Here is a 20697-nt window from a genome sequence, read left to right as displayed (position 1 = left end):
AGTGGCCGCGCAGAGACGACTGAAGTGAACGCGAGCGGGCGGCCCCTTTCAGTCCCATCCGAGGTGGGTTAGGTCACGAGGCGTGCGCCGGTGGAATAGGTCACAAAGCTTTCGCCGGTGGAATGGGACACCGAGCGCACCCCAAACTGCCGGAGGCGGTAGGCTTAACCCCGAGCCACGGCCAGTCCGAGCCGAATGGTTCCGGAGCGAGCGAGCGACGCGACCGACGGTTCGGGGCGCTAGCGTGGAGCGTGGCTGGAAGCCGGTGCTGGTCATCGCGGGCTGGCAGACCGCCGCGAGCCTGTGCTACTACAGCATCTTCGCGGCGACCTCGTTCGTCCGCGCGGACTTCGGCCTCTCGCGGGCGCTGGTCGGGGTGTTCCTGACCGCGGCGCTGCTGGGCTACACCCTCAACCTGTTCCCGAGCGGTGCGGCAGTCGACGGGTTCGGCGAGCGCACCGTGATGATCGCCAGCCTGTTCGCGCTCGCCGGCGGCGCGGTCGCCGTCTCGCTCGCGCCGACCTACCTCTTGTTGCTCGGCGCGGGCGTCCTGCTCGGAGCGGCCTACGCCTCGGCGATGCCGGCCTCGAACAAAGGCGTCGTCGCGACGGCACCCCGCGGTCGGGAGAACCTCGCGATGGGCGTCAAACAGCTCGGGGTCACCGCGGGCTCCGGCGCGGCCTCGCTGGTGGTCACGGGCGTCGCGGCCGCGTTCGCGTGGCGGCTCGGCTTCTGGGTTATCGCCGTCGTCGCGGTCGGCTACGCGCTCGCGTTCCGGGTGACCTACACCGGCACCGGCGGCTCCGGCGAATGGGAACTCCCCGACTTCTCGGGGCTGGCCGACGACCGGGCGTACCTCCTGCTCGTCGCGGCCGGGCTGTTCGTGGGCGCGACCATCTTCTCGCTGCTGGGCTACCTCATCCTCTACGTCGAGGACGCGGTGGGCGCGAGCGCGGCCGCGGGCGGACTCGTGCTCGCGGCAACGCAGGCGACCGGGAGCGCGGGCCGCGTGGCCGCTGGCTCGCTGGCAGACCGCATCGAGGACGTGGGCGGCGCGGCCACGGTGTCGCTGGTCCAACTCGGCGGCTCGGCCGTCCTGTTCGGCTGGCTCGCGGTCGGGGCGACCTCGCTCCCGGCCGCGAGCGTCGCGTTCGCCGGACTCGGCGCGACGGTGCTCGGGATGACCGGCGTCTACTACTCCTGCATGGGCGACCTCGTGGCGAGCGAGGACCTCGGCGGCGCGACCGCGGGCGGCCAGACTGCCATCAACGTCGGCGGCCTGCTCGCCCCGCCGGCGTTCGGCTACGTCGCCGACACCGCGGGCTACGGCGTCGGCTGGGGCGTGCTCGCGGTGCTCGCGGCCTGCGGAGCGGTCCTGCTGTGGGGCGTCCGGCGCGAGATGGAGTTAGCTGCCTGACGACTTTCGAGTTAGCTGGCTAATGAGCGCGAACCGTCAAGTTATTTTTCGGTCCGGGGCGCACGGAACCGCATGGCCGAGACTGCGCTCGAACGCGGACGGGAGAACGCCATCCAGATCGTCTCTACGTTCGTCACCGGGACCTGGATACTCGCGCTCATCGCGGGCTTCGACTGGTGGATCTGGTTCATGCTGTTCGGATACATGGTGCTGATCCCGACCGTGTCGACGTTGTTCGGCGATGACGAGGAATGGGAAGAAGAGAACTGGGACGCCGACGAGGACTGGCAGGCCGACGAAGGCTGGCGAGGCCATCCCGGCGCGTGGTGGGGCGACGCCAATTCCGGCGACGAGACGGAGGAGACCCCTGACGCGAAACCGACGACCGACAACAGGGACGCGCTGGAGACGCTCCGGACTCGCTACGCCCGCGGGGAACTCACCGACGAGCAGTTCGAGCGCAAGGTCGAGCGACTGCTCGAAACCGAGACGCTGGAGGACGTAGAAGACCACGCTCGCGGGTCGGCGTCGGGCACTGAGACGGGCGGAGAGCACGCTGAGCGCGCTTCGGACGAAACGTCGAGAAGAGGAAGCTGATTCGGGAGCCCGAGAACCGAGCCCCGAGCGTCAGTCGTCCGCGGGAGCCGGCGTCTCACCGCTCTCGCCGACCCACGTTCCGCTGGTGAAGTCGACCGCGTCGTTCCACTTCGCGACGAGGGTCGTCACCGCGAGGTCGCCGCTGATGTTGGTCATGGTGCGCAACCGGTCGAGGATGGGGTCGACGCCGGCGACGAAGCCGACGACCTCCAGGGGGAGCCCGAGCTGGGTCAGCACGAGGGTCAGCATGATGAGCCCCGTCCCGGGGACGCCGGCCGCGCCGACGCTCGCCAGCACCGCGACCGCGACGACGGTGAACTGCTCGGCCAGCCCGAGCTGGACGCCGACGAGGTTCGCGGCGAAGATGGCGGCAACGCCCTGATACAGCGCGGTGCCGTCCATGTTGATGGTCGCGCCGAGCGGCAGCGAGAAGCTGTACACCTCCTCCTCGATGTGGAGGTTCTCGTCGGCGTCGGTCATCGTCACCGGGAGCGTCCCGCTCGACGAGCGGATCGAGAGCGAGGTGATGAGCGCGTCCTTGCCGCCGACGAGGAAGCCCCGGGGTGACTCGCCGACCAGCAGCGCGATGATGCCCCCGAGGTGGACGATGACGATGTGGGCCGTCACCGCGAGCGCGAGCGTCGCGATGAGGAGCGCGAACGGGACGATCGCGTCGACGCCCGCTTCGCCGAAGACGGACGCCATCAGCGCGAACACGCCGATGACGCCGTACTCCATCACGCCCCAGACGACCTTGAACATCGCCTCCGCGCCGGCCTCCGCGAGGTCGTAGAACGCCTTCACGCCGTTGCGGATGTCGTCGCTGTCGGTCTCCTGCTCGACGAGCGCGAGCGCGATCCCGAACACGACCACGAAGAAGATGGTCGGGAGCACGTCGCCCGACGCCATCGCGTCGATCGGGTTCGACGGGACGATGCCGAGGATTACCTCCACGATGTCGGGGGCCTCTGCGGTCTGGGCCTCGGCGTCGCCGAGTTCCAGCCCGCTGCCGGGATTGATGAGGTTCGCCACGGCGAGCCCGATGGTGACCGCGAACGCGGACGTAATCGCGTACAGTATCACGACCTGTCCGCCGAGCTTTCCGAGGTTGCTCGGCGAGAGCCGACGGGCACCCATCACGAGCGTGAACACGATGATGGGGATGATGAGCATGCTCAACAACTGGACGAACAGGTCACCGACGGGCTGGAGCTGGGTCGCGGGCTCGCCGACGACCAGCCCGAACAGCGACCCGAGAACGAACGCCACACCGATGCGGTAGACGATGGGAATCGAACGGTAGCGCTGCCAGTACCCTCTCGCGCCATTCGTTGCCATTGTTCCCTCGAACGTCTCTTGAAGAACTTAATAAAACCTCCGAGAAATTTCCGAGTATTCGTGACGCCTTCTGTCGATTCGAGTCCGGGCGCGTACCGCTCTGCTATCCGGGGCGACTACTCGTAGGTCAGCGTCATCCCGTCGTCGAACCGCAGGTCGCCGCCGTTCAGGTGGCTGGCGTGCTCGGAGAAGCCGAACGCGAACAGGTTCGCGACCTCCACGGGCGTCATCATCTCCGTGGTACGCGACTGGCCGAGCATCACGTCCTCGACGACCTCCTGGACCGAGACGCCGCGCTGCTCGGCGGTGTCGGGAATCTGGTCGGTCACGAGCGGGGTCTTCACGTACCCCGTGCTGATCGAGAACGCACGAACGTTGCCCTCCGCTTCGGTGTCGCCCCGGCTCTCCGCGGCGATGGACTGGGTTAGCCCGCGGAGGCCGAACTTCGCCACGTTGTACGCGACCTTGTCGCTGGTGACGTAGTGGCCGTGGACCGACGCCATGTTGCCGACGCAGCCGAATCCGGCCTCGCGCATCCGCGGAAGACAGTGCTTCGATAGCTCGACGGGAGCACGAACCATCACGTCCTGCATCGCGTCGTAGGCGTCCATCGGGAACTCCTCGATGGGGTCGATGTGCTGCATCCCCGCGACGTTCGCAAGGTAGGTGATTCGGCCGTGTTCGGCCGCACTCTCGACGATTCCCGGCACGTCTTCCCGGAGGTCACCCGCGACCGTCTCGACGGTTCCCGGAACGTCGAACTCGTCGGCTTTCTCCGCGGTTCCGGCGAGGCCCTCCTCGTCCACGTCGGTCCCGACCACGGTCAGGCCGTTCTCCGCGAGCACGAGCGCGGTCGCGCGGCCGATGCCCGAGGCCGCGCCGGTCACGAGCGCGACGTTCTCGGGCGCGAACCGGTCGTCGTCGAGGACGAGCGCGTCTTCGGGATCGAACTCGGGCGGCGTGACTTCTCCGCGGTCGGCGGATGTACTCTCGTCGGTCATATCCGTTTTGACTCGCCCGGCGCGTGAAAAACCGAGGGTTAACGTGTGAACGGTGGGGAAGCGTCGCGGTGAACTGAAGGGGCACCCCTGCGAATCGCTCGGTCGTTCACATGTTAACCCCGCAGTATTTGCCCGATAGAAGTAACGTAGTTAGTAGTCATGGCGGACGAGAACGTCTCACGACGGCGATGGCTCGCAGCGCTCGGTGCGACCGGAGCGGCGGGTCTCGCCGGGTGTATGGGCGGCGGCGAGAGCGAACAGGATACGACGACTACAGCCGGCGACACGACGACGACGGCGGCCGAAACCACTGACGAGGGCATGACCGAAACTACGGCGCAGACGACGGCGCAGACGGACGTCTCGGGAACGGTGAAGATCGGCGTGCTCCAGCCCGTGTCTGGCGACCTCCAGTACTACGGCCAGCAGGGCCTCTGGGGGTTCTACTCCGGGCTGGCCCACAAGGCCGGCACCGACCCCATCGCGGACTCGAACACGGGGACCCAGACCATCTCGGTCGGCGACGTCGACTACGAACTGGTCGTCCGGGACAGCCAGTTCTCGGCCGACACGGCCCAGCAACTGGCGACCGACCTCGTGCAGAACGACGGCGTCGACATGCTGTACGGCTGCGCCTCGTCCGGGGCAGCCGACCGGGTCATCCAGACGGTCGCCAAGCAAGCACAGGTGCCGTACATGGTCGGGCCGGCCGCGTCGGCCACGACCACCGGTAGCTCCGAGACCTGCGGCGAGATGATCTTCCGCGCGAGCGAGAACACCGCGATGGACGCTCGCTCGGGCGGTCGATACGTCGCGCGGGAGACCGACGTCTCCAAGGTCTACCTGTTCGGCGCGGACTACTCGTTCGGACAGGCGGTGGTCAACAACTACCGCGAGGTCCTCGAGAGCGAGGGCGTCGAAATCGTGGGCGAGCGGTTCGTCCCGCAGGGCTACGCCGAGTGGGAGGGCCTGCTCCAGAACGCCCAGGACGCGGGCGCGGAGGGAATCGTCGGCGGATTCACCGTCGCGACCCTGCCGAACCTGTTCACGTCGTTCCTCAACGGCGACTACGACTACCGGATGTTCGGCGGCTTCGCGACCCAGATCACCAACGCCGCGGTCGGCCAGACGCTCGTGAACGCGCTGGGCGAGGACTTCACCCGCGAGGACATCGCCGACGCCAAGATGGGGCCGTTCACAACTCGCTACCACTGGAACCAGTACGACAACGAGATCAACAACGAGTTCGTCGAGACGTACACCAGCACGTACGGCGTCGTGCCCGACCTGTTCACCTCGGGCTGCTTCACGGCCGCCTCGGCCATCGCGCAGGCGGTCACCGAGAGCGGGTCGACGGAGGGCGCGGACATCGCGAACGCCCTCCGCGGGATGACGGTCACCGAGACCCCGAAAGGCGAAGGCGGCTACACGTTCCAGGAGTACGACAACCAGGCTCGGTCGGCGATGACCGTGGCCGACGTCGTCCCCACCAGCGACGAGTGGGCCGACAGCTGGGACGCCGCCGTGATGCCCAGCGAGCCGCTGGCGACCATCTCGAAGGACAACACCACGGTGCCCGCCGACGGTGTCGACTGCTCGCTGTAGGCCATGTTGCGAACTTCGGGGCTGACCAAGCAGTTCGGCGGCCTGACCGCCGTCGACGACGTCGATCTGGCGCTCGACTCGGACGAACTCTGCTCGCTCATCGGCCCGAACGGCGCGGGCAAGACCACGTTCTTCGACCTGCTCACGGGCGTGCTCACACCGACCGAGGGCACCATCGAGGTGCGCGACGGCGACGGGTGGCGCGACGTGACCGACGCCACGCCGTACGAGACGGCGGACTACGGCCTCCATCGGTCGTACCAGATAACGAACGTGTTCCCGACGAGCACGGTGCTGGAGAACGTCCGCATCGCCGCGCAGGCCGCCAGCGACGACGGCTGGAAGCTCTGGCGCAACGCCGGTGCCTTCGAGCGTCACGTCGAGGAGGCCCACCGCATCCTCGACCGCGTGGACCTCGCCGAGGAGGCTCACACGCCGGCCGAGAGCCTGAGCCACGGCGCGAAGCGCCAGTTGGAGGTCGGCATCGCGCTCGCCGGCGAGCCGGACGTGCTCCTGCTGGACGAGCCCAACGCTGGCGTCTCCTCGGAGAGCGTCGACCGCATCATCGACCTCATCGAGGACGTGGCGACCGACCACGCCGTGCTGCTGGTCGAGCACAACATGGACATCGTGATGAACGTCTCGGACCACGTGGTGGTGCTGAACCAGGGCTCGGTCATCGCCGAGGGCTCCCCGGACGAGGTTCGGGGCGACCCCGCGGTCCAGGAGGCGTATCTCGGCGGCTACGAACCGGGCAGCCTCGGCGCGGATTCGGACGCCGACTCGCCCGCCGACGAGACCGGAAACGGGAGCGCGACCGAGGAGGGGTCGGCGTGACCGCGGCGACCCGCGGGTCGCGCTCGGTGGAACGGTCCACCGGCGTGCGCTCCGTGCATCTTTCCACCGGGAAGCGCCCCGTGTCATTTTCCAACGGGAAGCGCTCGGTGGAACGGTCCACCGGCGTGCGCTCCGTGCATCTTTCCACCGGGAAGCGCCCCGTGTCATTTTCCAACGGGAAGCGCTCGGTGGAACGGTCCACGAAGGAGCGCCCGGTGGTCCATTCCACGGGCGAGCGCTCCGTGACTCACTCCACCTCGGGCGGGACTGAAAGGGGCCGCCGGCTCGCGGGCCGCAGGCCCGTGGTCGCCTCTGCGCGGCTACTATCTCGCGCCCGCAGTTCTGCGGGCGCGAGATATCCCGCAGAGCGACCGCGAGCGGGCGGGGGCTTTCTACAACGCCACCCCAGCAGGCCAACGACACCCACCGGCGACTTTTCGAACCTGGCCGGAAAGATGTACTTAAAGGAGGACTCAATATGACACTTCTCGAAGTCGAGGACGCCCACACCTACTACGGCGAGAGCCACATCCTCGAAGGCGTCTCGCTCGACGTCGCGGAGGGCGAGGTCGTCGCGCTCGTGGGCCGAAACGGCGTTGGAAAAACGACCACGCTCCGGACCGTGCTCCAGTTGACCCCGCCCCGCGAGGGCAGCGTCCGCTTCCGCGGCGAGGACGTGACCGGGCTGAAGACCCACGAGGTCGCCGACCGGGGCGTCGGTTGGATCCCCGAGGAGCGACGCATCTTCACCCAGTTGTCGGTCGAGGAGAACGTCCGGGTCGCGGTGCCCGACGACGGCGACGCCGACGCGGCGGTCGAGGACGCCTTCGGGACGTTCCCGGACCTCCGGGAGTTCGCGGGAAAGGACGCCGGGACGCTCTCCGGCGGCCAACAGCAGATGCTCGCGCTGGCGCGCGGCCTGGTCGGCGACAACGACCTGCTGCTCGTCGACGAACCGAGCGAGGGGCTCGCGCCACAGATCGTCAAGCGAGTCGCAGAAGCGCTCGCGGACGCCGCCGAGGACACCACCCTGCTCGTGGTCGAGCAGAACCTGCCGCTGGCGCTGGACCTGGCCGACCGGTTCTACGTGCTCGACAACGGGCAGGTGGTCGAGTCGGGCGACGCCGACGAGACCTCGGCCGACGACGAACGACTCAGGAGGTATCTCAGCGCATGATGAGCATCGTACTCGCCGGATTCGTGGACGCGCTCGGACAGTTCCTGCGCCCGGAGAACCTCGCGGCCGTCCTCGTCGACGGGCTGGCGAAGGCCGGGCTGTACGTGATGATCGCCAGCGGGCTCACGCTCATCTTCGGCCTGATGGGCGTGCTCAACTTCGCCCACGGCTCGATGACGATGATCGGCGCGTATCTGGGCGGCCTCGTGATGGTGACGCTGGTCGGCAGCGCCACCGGCGCAGGCGCACGAATCGTCTTCTTCTTCGTCGCGCTCGCGGCGTCGTTCGCACTGCTCGCGGGACTGGGCGGAATCGTCGAGATCGGGCTGGTCCGGCGGCTGTACGACCGGCCGCCGCTGTACCAGATCCTGCTCACGTTCGGACTGACGCTCATCCTCGACGAACTGATCCGCATCGTGGTGCTGTTCTACGGGATGCAGCCCACCAGCGACTGGGTCGCCGCCCAGGGGACCAAGCCGTACTTCCTCGAACAGTCGGTCGACCTCGGGCTCGTCTCGGTGCCGGGGCTCGACCTGTTCGAGATCGGGTTCGGCGTGCTCACGGTCGCGACGCTGTGGGCGTTCCTCACCCGGACGCGGTACGGCATGATAATCCGGGCCGGGAGCGAGGACGCCGAGATGACCGAAGCGCTCGGCATCGACGTGCGCCGGGTGTTCACGGTCGTCTTCGCACTCGGCGCGGGCGTCGCGGGCGCGGCCGGGACCCTGCTGATGTGGGAGTCGACGTGGGGCGCGAGCGTCCCACTGGCGGCAGACGCCCTGCTCCCCGCGTTCGTCGTGGTCATCATCGGCGGCCTCGGCACCTTCCGAGGAACGGTCGTCGCCGCGGTCATCGTCGGCATGACCGACGCCGTGATGACGTGGTGGTTCGTCAACGAGATCCGGTTCGCGGGCCTGCCCGAGATGACCATCTTCCTGTTGCTCGTGGTGATGCTCGTCCTGCGTCCGCAGGGCCTGTTCGGCGTCGAGGAGGTGGGCGGCCATTAGCGCAGAAACGCCCGATTCGGGGGCCGACGGGCCCGCCGAAACCGACGCCAATGCGGAGGCCGATTCGGCCGCCGGAACTGGGGCAGCCACCGATACCGACGAGGGAAGCGGAACCGAATCCGCGACCTCGTGGCCGATCCGCTACGCCCGCGAGCAGTTCGCTCACCTGCTGGTCGTGCTCGCGCTCGCGGCCTACCCCGGCATCTACTCGGTACTGGTGAACTCGCCGATGAGTTCGGAGATGGTGGCGCTGCTGCCGCGGGTCGAGACCATGATCGTCGTGTTCTACTTCGGCCTGTTCGCCATGTCGTTCGACTTCATCAGCGGCTACACGGGCTACCTCTCGTTCGGCCACACTGCGTTCTACGGCGCAGGGGCGTACTTCGTCATCCTCGCGGCCAACGGGAAGATCCCGCTGCTCGCGCCGGACACGTCGTTCGTCTACCTGCTGGTGCTCGGCGGACTGCTGGCGGTCGTGCTGGCGATACTCATCGGCGCGGTGTCGTTCCGGCTGACCGGCGTCTACTTCGCGATGATCACGCTGGGCTTCGCGCAGGTGCTGTACGTGTTCGTCCGCGAGTGGGACTACCTGGCGAGCAACCCGAGCGACGGCCCCGCGGTGCTGGAGCGGACCGACCCGTTCAGCATCGGCGTGCCGGGAATCGACTCGCTCAACCTCGCCATCGGCCAACTGGCGGGCGATAGCGTCGAGGGCCTGCTGGGCGTCCTCTCGTTCAATCAGGCCGAGGTGTCGTACTACATGATCGGCCTCGTGGTGCTGATCTGTTACTTCGCGATGCAGCGCATCGTCCACTCGCCGTTCGGGAAGGTGCTGGTCGCCATCCGCGAGAACGAGGAGCGCGCGAAGGCGGTGGGCTACGCCACCTTCTGGTACAAGCTCGGCGCGTTCGCGGTCAGCGCCTTTTTCGCCGCGGTCGCGGGCGGGCTGTTCGCCGGGTTCCAGCGGTCGGTGTCCCCGGAGAACACGTTCTACTTCCTCGTGACCGGCGACGCATTGCTGGCCTCCATCATCGGTGGCTTCGGCACTCTCGCCGGCCCGCTGTACGGCTGGCTGTTCGACGAGACGGTGACGGAGTTCCTCTCGAAGGCCGGCCAGGGCGGCGGCCTGCTCCCGTATCTCCGCGAACACCTCGGCGACGCGACGATGGCGACCGAGCTGTACAACGGGCTGACGGTCGGGCAGGCCATCGACACGTTCCTGAACGGCCACGCCGAGCTGTACATCGGCGCGATATTCGTGCTGTTCGTCCTGTTCGTGCCGAACGGACTGCTCGGCACGGTCCGGGACAAGCTGGGCGGTCCGGTCGGCGAGCAGATCGCCGCGCGACTGCGAGGTGACGGGAAGTGACGCCGGTGGGGCCGACCACCGGGACGCGCTCGGTCTTCCTTTCGACCGGGGAACGGCCCGTGTCACTATCCACGAGGATGTGCTCGGTGACACAGACCACCTCGGGCGGGGGCTTTCGGAAACGTCACCGCGTCCGTTCTGCTGGTCGCTCCAACTCCCACGTTCACGCGCAGACGAAGGAGTCAGGAGAATCCGGAACGAAGGGAGGACGCTAGATGACCGAGCAGACCGAATCCACCGTCGGACTCACCGGCTACGGCACCTACGTCCCGGAGGAGGTCCTCACCGGCGAGGAGATCGCCGCCGAGAGCGGACTCCCCGAGGAGGTCGTGGTCGAGAAGATGGGCGTCCGCGAGAAGCGAGTCTGTCCCCCCGACGCCGATTCCCGTCAGACGGGGTCTGACGCCGACCACGCCACGGACATGTGCGTGAAAGCCGCTGAGGACGCGCTCGCGGACGCCGACCTCGCGCCCGAAAAGGTGGACCTCGTACTCTACCACGGCTCGGAGTTCAAGGACTTCGTGGTGTGGAGCGCGGCGGCGAACGTCGCCGAGCGACTGGGTGCCGATGACGCGTTCGCGGTCGAGAGCTACGCGCTCTGCGCGGGCGCGCCGCTGGCCATCCGGCAGGCCAAGGCCCAACTCCTCGCTGACGCGCCCGAGACCGCGTTACTCGTTTCGGCCAGCCGCGAGGAGGACCTCGTGGACTACTCGAACCAGGACTCGTCGTTCATGTTCAACTTCGGCAGCGGGGCGTGCGCGATGGTGCTGGAGCGAGAGCCGGGCGACGCGGAACGGAATCTCGACGAGTCCCGCACTCGCGCCACGGTCCGCGAGAGCGCCGCCATCACGGACGGCAGCTTCTCCGAGGACGTGGTGATGCCCGCGGGCGGGTCCAGAAACCCGCCGAGCCACCACACGGTCGAGCAGGGCCTGCACTCGCTCGACGTACCCGACCCCGAGGGGATGAAAGAACGCCTCGCTGACGTGAGCCTGCCGAACTTCCTCGACGTGGCCGACGACGCGCTCGCGCGGTCGGGCTACGACCGCGAGGACCTGGACTTCGTGGCGCTGACCCACATGAAGCGGTCGTTCCACGACCTGCTGGTCGAGGAACTCGACGCCGAAAATTACTACCTCGACGAGTACGGCCACGTCCAGAGCGTCGACCAGATTCTGGCGCTCGACGAAGCGCTCGACCGAGGCTTGGTGGAGTCGGGCGACGTGATCTGTTTCCTCGCCGCGGGGACCGGCTACACGTGGGCCGCGACGGTGCTGGAGTGGCAGGGGTAGGGTCTGCCGCTTCTGGTTTCGTTCTGTTCCCACGGGTTGTTTTTCACGTCTCTTAGGTCGGACTGGCTCCTCACTCGTTCGGAGACGCTTGTTTCACCTGCTGACCGGCGCGCGCTGGCGTCTGCGCGAGGGAACCGAGCGCAGGCTCGTGGGAGCGTTGCTCCGACGGTGGACGAGGGCCGCAGACCGGAGACCGAGACGCGCAGGTGGCTGGGGAGGCGTGAGGCCCGCGGTCGCGGTGCGGTCACGCCGAGGCTCAAACAGTAGGTCGCCCAGTGAATCGTACGACAGAAACGAACGAGATCGTGAAGCTAGCTATCGCTTGCGCCTCGGCGTGACCGCAACCGCACAGCACAGCACCTCGAACCTCCCCAGCCGCCTGCGTTGTCTGCGAACGTAGTTCGCAGATCAGCGAGACGCGAAGCGTCTCGCAAGCCTCGGTCGCTTCGCTCCACTGTCTCCAGAAATCGGAGATTTCTGGGATGACGAAAATCTCCGATTTTCGAACCACGCTACTCGTCCCTCACGCGCGTTACTCGCGCGCCGACGTTTATGAAATCAACATTCGAGCAAACGTCGATTCGGAGCGACCTAACCTTCCTTGGCGTGTTTTCGTATCACTGCGGCGCAGACGCCCTGAGAGTGGTGCCGCCTCTCCGCAGCAGTGCTAATACCCTACTGGAACGTAATAGGAGCCTTATTTGGCATTAACAAACCCTTAGTCATTCAGGGGTAGCCTCTTATAATCTCTTGCTCAGAGTTAGCGTATGTCAGAGTATCCAAAGCAGTCGGACTCGGGGGACCCCGACCCCGAGGGCGGCCATAACCCCGCCGATGGCCGGAAGCCACAGTCGCGCGACGCCGACGACCTCCTCGCGGACACGGACGACTATCGCGCGAACTGCGGCGTCGGTGTCGTGATGGACCTCGGCGGGGGTGAGCGAACCGACGGTTCGCGCACGTCGTCGGACTCGTCCGGCGGGAACGGCGGCCACGACGTGCTCGCGGACGGCCTCGACTTGCTTGAGAACCTCGAACACCGCGGTACGACCGGCGCGGAGGAGAACACCGGCGACGGCGCGGGCGTGTTGCTCCAGAAGCCCCACGAATTCTTCGTCGACGAAGTGCGCGAGGAGATCGAGGGGCAGTTCCCGGACCCCGACGAGTACGCGGTGGGCACCGTCTTCTTTCCGACGGACGAGCAGGCCCGCGAGCGAATCCAGTCGCTCGCGGAGAACCTGTTCGACGAGGAGGGCCTCGACCTGTTCCACTGGCGGGAGGTGCCCACCGGCGACGCAGATCTGGGGGCGACCGCGCTCGACTCCGAACCGGCCATCTGGCAGTGCTTCGTCAGGGCTGGGGGTGACGAGGACGACGGGAGAGCAGACGCAGACTCCGGGGAGAAGGACACCTCGACCCCGGAGGCGTTCGACAGCCGGCTGTACGTCGCCCGGCGCGCGCTCGAACGCACCGTCTCGTCGGTCGACCTCGCGGGCGCGGACCGGTTCTACGTCGTCTCGCTCGACCGCCAGACGGTCGTCTACAAGGGCCTGCTGACCGGCCCACAGCTCCCGGTGTACTTCCCGGACCTCCGGGACGACCGGCTCGAAACGACGTTCGCCATGGTCCACGCCCGGTTCTCGACCAACACGCTCGGCGCGTGGCACCTCGCGCACCCGTACCGCAACGTGGTCCACAACGGGGAGTTCAACACCATCCGGGGGAACGTCAACTGGATGCGGACCCGCGAGAACGACCTCGACAGCGACCGCTTCCCGACCGAGCGGCTCACCCCCATCGTCGCCGACCCGGAGGGCAGCGACACCGCCGCGGTCGACAACGCGCTCGAACTCCTGATGCGGGGCGGCCGGGACCTCCCGCACGCGCTCCGGATGATGGTGCCCGAAGCATGGCGCAAGGACGACCGGATGGACGACGACCGCAGGGACTTCTACGACTTCCACGCCTCGCTGCTCGAACCGTGGGACGGCCCCGCGCTGGTGGCCGCGACCGACGGCGAGCGCGTCGGCGCGGTGCTCGACCGCAACGGGCTCCGGCCCTGCCGGTACGACGTGACCGACGACGACCGGCTCGTGATGGCGAGCGAGGCCGGCGCGCTCGACCTCCCGGAGGAGAACGTGGTCGAGCGCGGCCGGCTCGAACCCGGCCAGCTCTTCCTCGCGGACCCCGAAGAAGGCCGCGTCGTCCCCGACTCCGAGGTGTTCGAGGACTTGACCGACGAGACGTACGGCGAGTGGGTCGACGACCAGCAGGTCGAACTCGGCGCTGCGACGAATGAAGCACCCCGCGCGGAGGCTGGCGTCGACGCGCGCGTCGACGCCAGCCTCCGCGAACGACAGGCCGCGTTCGGCTACACCCGCGACGAACTCGACGAACTGCTCGAACCGATGTCGACCGCGGGCAAGGACCCCGTCGGGTCGATGGGCGACGACACGCCGCTGTCGGTGCTCTCGGAGTTCGATCGGCCGCTTTTCTCGTACTTCAAGCAGCTGTTCGCGCAGGTGTCGAACCCGCCAATCGACTACCTCCGCGAGGATTGTGTCACCAGTCTCGAAACCCGGCTGGGCTGCCAGCGCAACCTGCTCGCCGAGTCGCCCGACCACGCGCGCCAGCTCGTACTCGACTCGCCGGTGCTGACCGACGCCCGGCTGGCCGCGGTGCGCGAGCAGGACGAGATCCCGACCGCGACAGTGGACCTGACGTATCCCGCTCCAGCCGCTGCGGACGAGGGTGAGGACGCCGACGCGTCGGCGTCCTCACCCTCGTCCTCGCCCGACCTCGACACCGCCGTCAGGCGCGTGCGCCGCGAGACCGCCGAGGCGGTCGAGTCCGGCGCGGAGATCGTCGTCCTCTCGGACCGGCAGGTGGGCCCCGACCGACTCGCCGTCCCGAGCCTGCTCGCGACCGCCGCGGTCCACCACCACCTCGTCCGCAAGGGGCTGCGCAACCACGCGGGACTGGTCGTCGAGTCCGGCGACCCGCGGACGGTCCACCACCTCTCGTGTCTCGTGGGCTACGGCGCGGGCGCGGTCAACCCCACGCTGGCGTTCGAGAGCATCGCGGATGTCGTGTCCGGTCCCGATGGGGCAGACGAGTCCGACGCCATCGACGCCTACGTCGCCGCGGTAGAAGACGGCCTCCAGAAGGTGATGGCGAAGATGGGCATCTCGACGGTCGAGAGCTACCGCGGCGCGCAGATCTTCGAGGCGGTCGGCCTCGACTCGGAGTTCGTTGAGGAGTACTTCGAGGGCACGCCCGCCCGCACCGAGGGCGTCGACATCGACGGCGTGGCGGCCGACCTGCGCGAGCGTCACGCGAAAGCCTTCGGTCGAGGGGAGGACGGCGAGAGCGGCGGGGACGGCGAAGACGCCCCCGAGCCCGAACGGCAGGGCGAGTTCGAGAACCGGACGAACGGCCGCCGCCATCAGTGGAACCCCGAGACGGTCGGTACGCTCCAGCGCGCGGTCCGGCAGGGCGACTACGACACGTTCGGGGAGTTCTCGGAAGCCATCGACGACCAGAACGGCAACCTCCAGACGCTTCGCGGGCTGCTCGAATTCGACGCCGAGGACCGCGAGTCGGTCCCTATCGAAGCAGTCGAGTCGGTCGAGTCCATCGTCGAGCGGTTCTCGACCGCCGCGATGAGCCTCGGCTCGCTGTCGCCCGAGGCCCACGAGAACAACGCGGTCGCGATGAACCGCCTCGGCGCGAAGTCGAATACGGGCGAGGGGGGCGAACCCCCCGAGCGGTTCGACACCGAGCGCGAGTGCAACGTCAAGCAGGTCGCCTCGGGCCGATTCGGTGTCACGAGCGCGTACCTCGCCAGCGCCGACGAGGTCCAGATCAAGATGGCCCAGGGTTCGAAGCCCGGCGAGGGCGGCCACCTGCCGGGCCGGAAGGTAAACGAGATGATCGCCCACGTCAGGTACGCCACGCCGGGGGTCGGGCTCATCTCGCCGCCGCCCCAGCACGACATCTACTCCATCGAGGACCTCAAGCAGTTGGTCCACGACCTGAAGTGCGCGAACCCCGACGCCGACGTGAACGTCAAGCTGGTCTCCGAAGACGGCATCGGCACCATCGCGGCGGGAGTCGCGAAGGCCAACGCCGACGTGGTCCACGTGTCGGGCCATTCGGGCGGCACCGGCGCGAGCCCGAAGACCTCCATCAAGCACGCGGGCCTGCCGTGGGAACTCGGCCTCGCTGAGGCCAACCAGATGCTCCGGGAGACCGGCCTGCGCTCGCGCATCCGCGTGAGCGTCGACGGCGGGCTAAAGACCGGCCGGGACGTGGCAGTCGCGGCGCTGCTCGGCGCGGAGGAGTACGTGTTCGGCACCGCCAGCCTCGTGAGTTCGGGCTGCGTGATGGCCCGCATCTGTCACACCAACAACTGCCCGGTCGGCGTGGCGACCCAGGACGAGGACCTCCGGAACCGCTTCCCCGGTGAGCCCGACCACGTCGTCAACTACGTGACGTTCATCGCCCAGGAACTCCGCGAGATCATGGCCGAACTCGGCTTCGAGACGGTTGAGGAGATGGTCGGCCGCGTCGACTGCCTCGACCAGCGCGACACCGACCACCCGCGGGCACGCGACCTCGACCTCTCCGGAGTCATTGCCGAGCCCGGCGACCACGACCCGGCGGCGGGCCCCCAGCGCACCAAGACTCGCGAACAGACCCACGAGGTCGACGATCACCTCGACCGGGAGTTGATCGACGCGGCCGAGCCGGCAATCGAAGCCGCCGAACCGGTCCAGATCGAGTCCGAAGTCGGCAACGAGGACAGGGCGGTCGGCGCGATGCTGTCGGGCCGCATCTCCGAGGCGTACGGCGAGTCCGGCCTGCCCGACGACGCCGTCACCTGCTCGTTCCGCGGGACCGCGGGCCAGAGCTTCGGGGCCTTCCTCCAGTCGGGCGTCGACTTCCGGCTCACCGGGGCAGCGAACGACTACCTCGGCAAGGGGCTCTCTGGCGGCCGGATCACAGTCGAGACCCCGGAAGTGGCCGCCTACGACCCGACCGAGAACGTCGTCGTCGGCAACGTCGCGCTGTACGGCGCGACCGACGGCGAGGCGTACGTCAACGGCGTCGCGGGCGAGCGGTTCGCGGTGCGCAACTCCGGCGTGCAGGCGGTCGTCGAGGGCGTCGGCGACCACGGCTGCGAGTACATGACCGGCGGAGTCGTCGCGGTGCTTGGCGACACCGGCAAGAACTTCGCGGCCGGGATGTCCGGCGGCGTAGCGTACGTGTTCGACGAGAATGGCGACTTCGATGAGACGGTTAATCCCGGCATGGTCGACCTCTCCGCCGACCTCTCCGAGCGCGACGAGCGCGTCCTCCGCCGGTTGGTCGAGAACCACGCGGCCTACACCGACAGCGACCGCGCGGCGGAACTGCTGGCCGACTGGGAGGCCGCGCTGTCGTCGTTCGTGAAGGTGGTGCCTGAAGCCTACGAGCGCGCCGTGACCGAGGAAGGTCGCGAGGACGTGCGGAACTCGCCGCCGCCCCGGGCGACTGCGACCGAGGAGTGCGGCGCTGCGGTCCGGAGCGGGGCGGACTAACCGATCACGTTTTCTGTATTTTGATCGAGTCCTTCGCTTTCTGCACTGAGAGCTGTACGACCGAGTGACGCTACAGGTACGATGCGTCCCACCGCACCGGCTTCTTCTGGTTGCCACAGTCGTTGCACTCCAGTCGCTCCATCGAATCCATCACCGTGTCGAAGCTCTCGCAGTTCGAGCAGAACCAGCCCCAGAGGTCCTCCCCGTCCTCGTCGGCGTACGCCGCGTAGAACGGGGCGTCCGAGCCGCGCTCGCTCTCGGCCCAGTTGACGTAGAGGTTGTTGCCCTCGAACTCGCGAGGTTCGTAGACGACTCGACCCTCGTGGACGTACACGTTCTCGACGTGAGTCTGGTCGCCGATCTGCTTCTCGCGCTCGCCGGTCTTCTCGAAGCCGTTGGCCTCGTAGAAGCTGCAGCCCCGCTCGTTGGCAGTCAGGACCTCGGCCGCGATGCGGTCGACCCCGCGCTCGGAGAGGGCCGCCTGCGTGTGGTTCAGCAGCGTGGTCCCGACGTGCTGGTCGCGGTTGTCCGGGTCGACGTGGAGCCACAGGATGGTTCCGGTGCCGTCCGCGACGAGGTTCTGCGAGAAGCCCACGACCTCGTCGCCGGCCACCGCGACGAAATACGCCAACCCCTCTTCGTCGAGTTCCACCTCCAACGCGTCGTCGCCGTACCACCCTTCGACGGCCTGCTCGATCTCGTCGTCATCGAGGATTTCGTCGTAGGAGGACCGGAGCGACTGGAGGGCGACGTCCCGGATGCCGTCGGCGTCGCTCCGTTCGGCTTTCCGGATTTCGATGCCGTCGGACTCGGCTTTGCTCTGACCCATGCACACCTCGTACCACGTTCTCCCCCATAAGCGTTGTACCCGCTTCGCGAAAAGCGGTCGAAAAGTGGACGCTCGTACGGAGAAATTTGGAACCGTAAACTGTCCGTCCGGAACTGGTCGGAAGAGTGGACGCTCGATACATTCGACCCCATCGAAGTCCGTCCTCGGATTCGTTTCGGTTCGCCTTCGGTAGCGTTTTCCTACCGGACGGCCATCCTCCCGGACATGGACTCGGCGCTCGTCATCGGCGGCACGCGCTTCATCGGTCGCCACCTCGTCGGGGAACTGCTCGACCACGACTACGACGTGACCATCTTCAACCGCGGGAGCCACGAGAACCCCTTCGCGGAGGAGGACGGAGTTGCCCACGTCGAGGGCGACCGGACCAACGAATCGGCGCTGGAGGCTGCCGAGCGGTCGGTCGACCCTGACGCGGTGTTCGACTGCGTGGCGTACGCGCCCCGGGAGGTCCGGGCCGCGACCGAGATTTTCTCCGAGGTCGACGCGTACGTGTACGTCTCCAGCGGCTCGGCGTACGCCGCAGACGACATCCCCAAGCGCGAGGACGAGACGGAACTGCGGCCCTGCACGCGCGAGCAGGCGACCGACGACTCTCACGAGACGTACGGCAATCGGAAGGCCGAGGGCGACCGCGCGGTCTTCGCGGCGGGCGAGCGCGGCGTGAACGCCTACAGTGTCCGCCCCTGCGTCGTCTACGGCCCCTACGACTACACCGAACGCCTCGACTACTGGATCGACCGCGTGGCGAACTACGACCGAGTGGTCGTGCCCGGCGACGGCGACAGCCTCTGGCACCGCGCGTACGCGGCCGACGTGGCGAGCGCGCTCCGGGTCGTCGCCGAGGAGGGGACGCCCGGCGAGGCGTACAACGTCGGGGACCGCTGCGCGGTGACCATCGACGAGATGGTCGAGTTGATCGCCGAGGCATTGGATACTGATGTCGAAATCGTCCACGCAGTCGAGCGGGAACTCGCCGCGGCGGAACTCGCGCCCACGGACTTCCCGCTGTATCGGGGCTACCCGCATCTGTTGGACACGGACAAACTGGCCTCGCTCGGCTGGGACTCCACGCCACTCGACGAGGCGATGGAGGCCACGGTGGCCGACCACCTCGACAGCGACCGCGACGGCAGCGAGCACGACCCGGGCCGGGACGCCGAGGAGCGCGTTCTGGGTGTTCTCGATACGTTGTGAACTGAAACGTTCTTCGTGACCGTTTGAGTTCGGTGTTGTTCTGTCGAGGACGTTCGGATTTGGCTCTGGCCTGTGGAAATCAATCGAGTCTACTCTGTAGAGGCTATTTTAGGTATCTGGCGCGCGCGAGCAACGCGCGCGAGGGACGACTGACGCGACCGAAGGGAGCGAAGGAGGAGGCTGGGGAGGTGTGAGGCTGCGGCGACTCATGTGCATCGGCAGTAGCTAGCTTCATGATTCTCGGATTGGAGGACAGTGTTGAGATAGCTACTGCTTGCGCCTCGGCGTGACCGCATCAGCACCGCGACCGCGGGCCTCGAACCTCCCCAGCCGCCTGCGCTTCTCGGCCTGCGGCCTGCGATGCTCGTCCCTCGCGCGTTTTGGCGCGGCACGGAGGCCGCGCCAGCACGCGCCGGATGGAAAGTGGAAATGTAGCGCGCCGGATGGAAGGCGGAATGTATCGCGCTGGACGAGGATACACCTCATTACACAGCTAGGAGTCGACCGTCTCGTCGTCCCGAAAGCGTCGTCACCTCGCCGAATGCTGGAAAATATACAAAATTATATATATTATTCCCAAGACCGGCCGAAAACCCAGTTAATCGCGGTGTAGAACCGTTTTCAGGGACCTACTACTGGTTACAGGTGGGTGATAACAAACACCCCGTCCGACGTACACCGGCCCATGTCAGTGCTGCGTCGTGGTCGAACGTTCTTCTCGCAGGGCCGACGATGATCCGCGAAACCATCCGGGCGACCGTCCGCGGGGTCGGTGTCCTTCTGCTGACCGCGGTGGAGGTCACGGCGCTGTCGGTCTGGCTCGGACTGGTGAGCGACGCCGCGCCTATCTCGGCCGACGCCGCGGTCGGCGTCGTCGCGCTCGCGGCCGGAATGCTGATCGAGGCGCTTTTGGTCCACGTCACGGTCAACGGCTGGGGTCGCCCGGTTCCGACCCGCGCCGTCGCGGGGCTGGCGCTCGGCGGGGCCGCGCTCTGGGTCGGCTGGCTAGGGGCGGTGCAGTGGCTCGGCGGCGGCCTCGCGGGCGTCGTGAGCGCGGGATTGGGGCTCGCCGTCGCGCTGGTGGTCCGCCACACCGTCGCGGACAACGCGGTCCGCGGGCGGCGACCGCTCGCCACCGTGGTCCAGCGCGCGACCATCGGGTTGGCCGTGCTGGAGGCTGCCGGAGCGACCGCGTGGCTGCTCGTCGTCACCGGCGTCGTCTACCTGCCGACCTGGATGGTCGCGGACTCGGTCGCACCCGTGGTTGGTTTCTCGCCCAGCGCAATCGTCGGCGGCGCGATACTCGCCTGTGCGGTGTTCGCCAAGCATCTGCTGGCCGTCCGCCACGCGCTCCGGCCGACCCAGCGCTCGAACGACGCCGGGTGGGGTTCCTCGCGCGGGACGCGGCCGGAGTAGCGGTGTATCGAAGGA

14 protein-coding genes are annotated in these 20697 nt (G+C 67.7%); 11 read left to right on the top strand and 3 right to left on the bottom strand.

All coding sequences use genetic code 11. From position 1 onward, the window contains the following. Positions 1 to 244 precede the first annotated feature (244 nt). Positions 245 to 1417, top strand: coding sequence for an MFS transporter (locus DPQ64_RS14035; RefSeq protein ID WP_115864944.1), 1173 nt, complete (start codon positions 245 to 247; stop codon positions 1415 to 1417). Positions 1418 to 1489: 72 nt separating this feature from the next. Beyond that, positions 1490 to 2014 (top strand): SHOCT domain-containing protein, encoded by a 525-nt coding sequence (locus DPQ64_RS14030; protein ID WP_115864943.1) that lies wholly within the window; start codon positions 1490 to 1492, stop codon positions 2012 to 2014. A 30-nt stretch (positions 2015 to 2044) separates the two neighbouring features. Here DPQ64_RS14030 and DPQ64_RS14025 read toward each other — a convergent pair whose 3' ends face one another. After that, on the bottom strand, positions 2045 to 3352 hold the full coding sequence (locus DPQ64_RS14025) for a dicarboxylate/amino acid:cation symporter (RefSeq protein WP_115864942.1): 1308 nt from the start codon (positions 3350 to 3352) through the stop codon (positions 2045 to 2047). A gap of 116 nt (positions 3353 to 3468) precedes the next feature. After that, positions 3469 to 4353, bottom strand: a complete 885-nt coding sequence (locus DPQ64_RS14020) for an SDR family NAD(P)-dependent oxidoreductase (RefSeq protein WP_115864941.1) — start codon at positions 4351 to 4353, stop codon at positions 3469 to 3471. A gap of 159 nt (positions 4354 to 4512) precedes the next feature. Here DPQ64_RS14020 and DPQ64_RS14015 point away from each other — a divergent pair, with 159 nt between their 5' ends. The 7 genes from DPQ64_RS14015 (at position 4513) to gltB (ending at position 17222) form a co-directional block, all read left to right on the top strand. Then, the gene (locus DPQ64_RS14015; RefSeq protein ID WP_115864940.1) at positions 4513 to 5958 is read left to right on the top strand and encodes an ABC transporter substrate-binding protein; all 1446 of its coding nucleotides are present in this window, start codon (positions 4513 to 4515) and stop codon (positions 5956 to 5958) included. A 3-nt stretch (positions 5959 to 5961) separates the two neighbouring features. After that, entirely contained in the window at positions 5962 to 6795 is an 834-nt protein-coding gene (locus DPQ64_RS14010; protein ID WP_115864939.1) for an ABC transporter ATP-binding protein, read from the top strand. 478 nt (positions 6796 to 7273) lie between these two features. Next, positions 7274 to 7972 carry an ABC transporter ATP-binding protein gene (locus DPQ64_RS14005; protein ID WP_115864938.1) on the top strand — a complete coding sequence of 233 codons (699 nt, stop codon included), beginning with the start codon at positions 7274 to 7276 and terminating at the stop codon, positions 7970 to 7972. Then, positions 7969 to 8979 (top strand): branched-chain amino acid ABC transporter permease, encoded by a 1011-nt coding sequence (locus DPQ64_RS14000; protein WP_115864937.1) that lies wholly within the window; start codon positions 7969 to 7971, stop codon positions 8977 to 8979. Before DPQ64_RS14005 ends, DPQ64_RS14000 begins: the two co-directional genes overlap by 4 nt. 202 nt (positions 8980 to 9181) lie before the next feature. Beyond that, positions 9182 to 10348, top strand: coding sequence for a branched-chain amino acid ABC transporter permease (locus tag DPQ64_RS13995; RefSeq protein ID WP_198662137.1), 1167 nt, complete (start codon positions 9182 to 9184; stop codon positions 10346 to 10348). Positions 10349 to 10563: 215 nt separating this feature from the next. After that, positions 10564 to 11640, top strand: a complete 1077-nt coding sequence (locus tag DPQ64_RS13990; protein ID WP_115864936.1) for a 3-oxoacyl-ACP synthase — start codon at positions 10564 to 10566, stop codon at positions 11638 to 11640. A 767-nt stretch (positions 11641 to 12407) separates the two neighbouring features. After that, positions 12408 to 17222 (top strand): glutamate synthase large subunit, encoded by a 4815-nt coding sequence (gene gltB, locus DPQ64_RS13985; RefSeq protein WP_115864935.1) that lies wholly within the window; start codon positions 12408 to 12410, stop codon positions 17220 to 17222. A gap of 70 nt (positions 17223 to 17292) precedes the next feature. Here the strand turns inward: gltB and DPQ64_RS13980 are convergent, their stop codons facing one another. Further along, complete coding sequence (locus DPQ64_RS13980; RefSeq protein ID WP_115864934.1) at positions 17293 to 18051, bottom strand: GNAT family N-acetyltransferase; 759 nt, start codon at positions 18049 to 18051, stop codon at positions 17293 to 17295. A 225-nt stretch (positions 18052 to 18276) separates the two neighbouring features. On the opposite strand from DPQ64_RS13980, the gene DPQ64_RS13975 reads away from it, so the two are divergent. Both DPQ64_RS13975 and DPQ64_RS13970 read left to right on the top strand, forming a co-directional pair. After that, positions 18277 to 19266 carry an NAD-dependent epimerase/dehydratase family protein gene (locus DPQ64_RS13975; RefSeq protein WP_115864933.1) on the top strand — a complete coding sequence of 330 codons (990 nt, stop codon included), beginning with the start codon at positions 18277 to 18279 and terminating at the stop codon, positions 19264 to 19266. A gap of 732 nt (positions 19267 to 19998) precedes the next feature. Then, entirely contained in the window at positions 19999 to 20682 is a 684-nt protein-coding gene (locus tag DPQ64_RS13970) for a hypothetical protein (protein ID WP_115864932.1), read from the top strand. The last annotated feature ends 15 nt before the right edge of the window (positions 20683 to 20697 follow it).

The organism is Halorussus litoreus, from assembly GCF_003382685.1.
Lineage (GTDB): Archaea > Halobacteriota > Halobacteria > Halobacteriales > Haladaptataceae > Halorussus > Halorussus litoreus.
The sequence above is the reverse complement of the archived record's forward strand: the minus strand, read 5'-3'. Positions and strand labels throughout refer to the sequence as shown.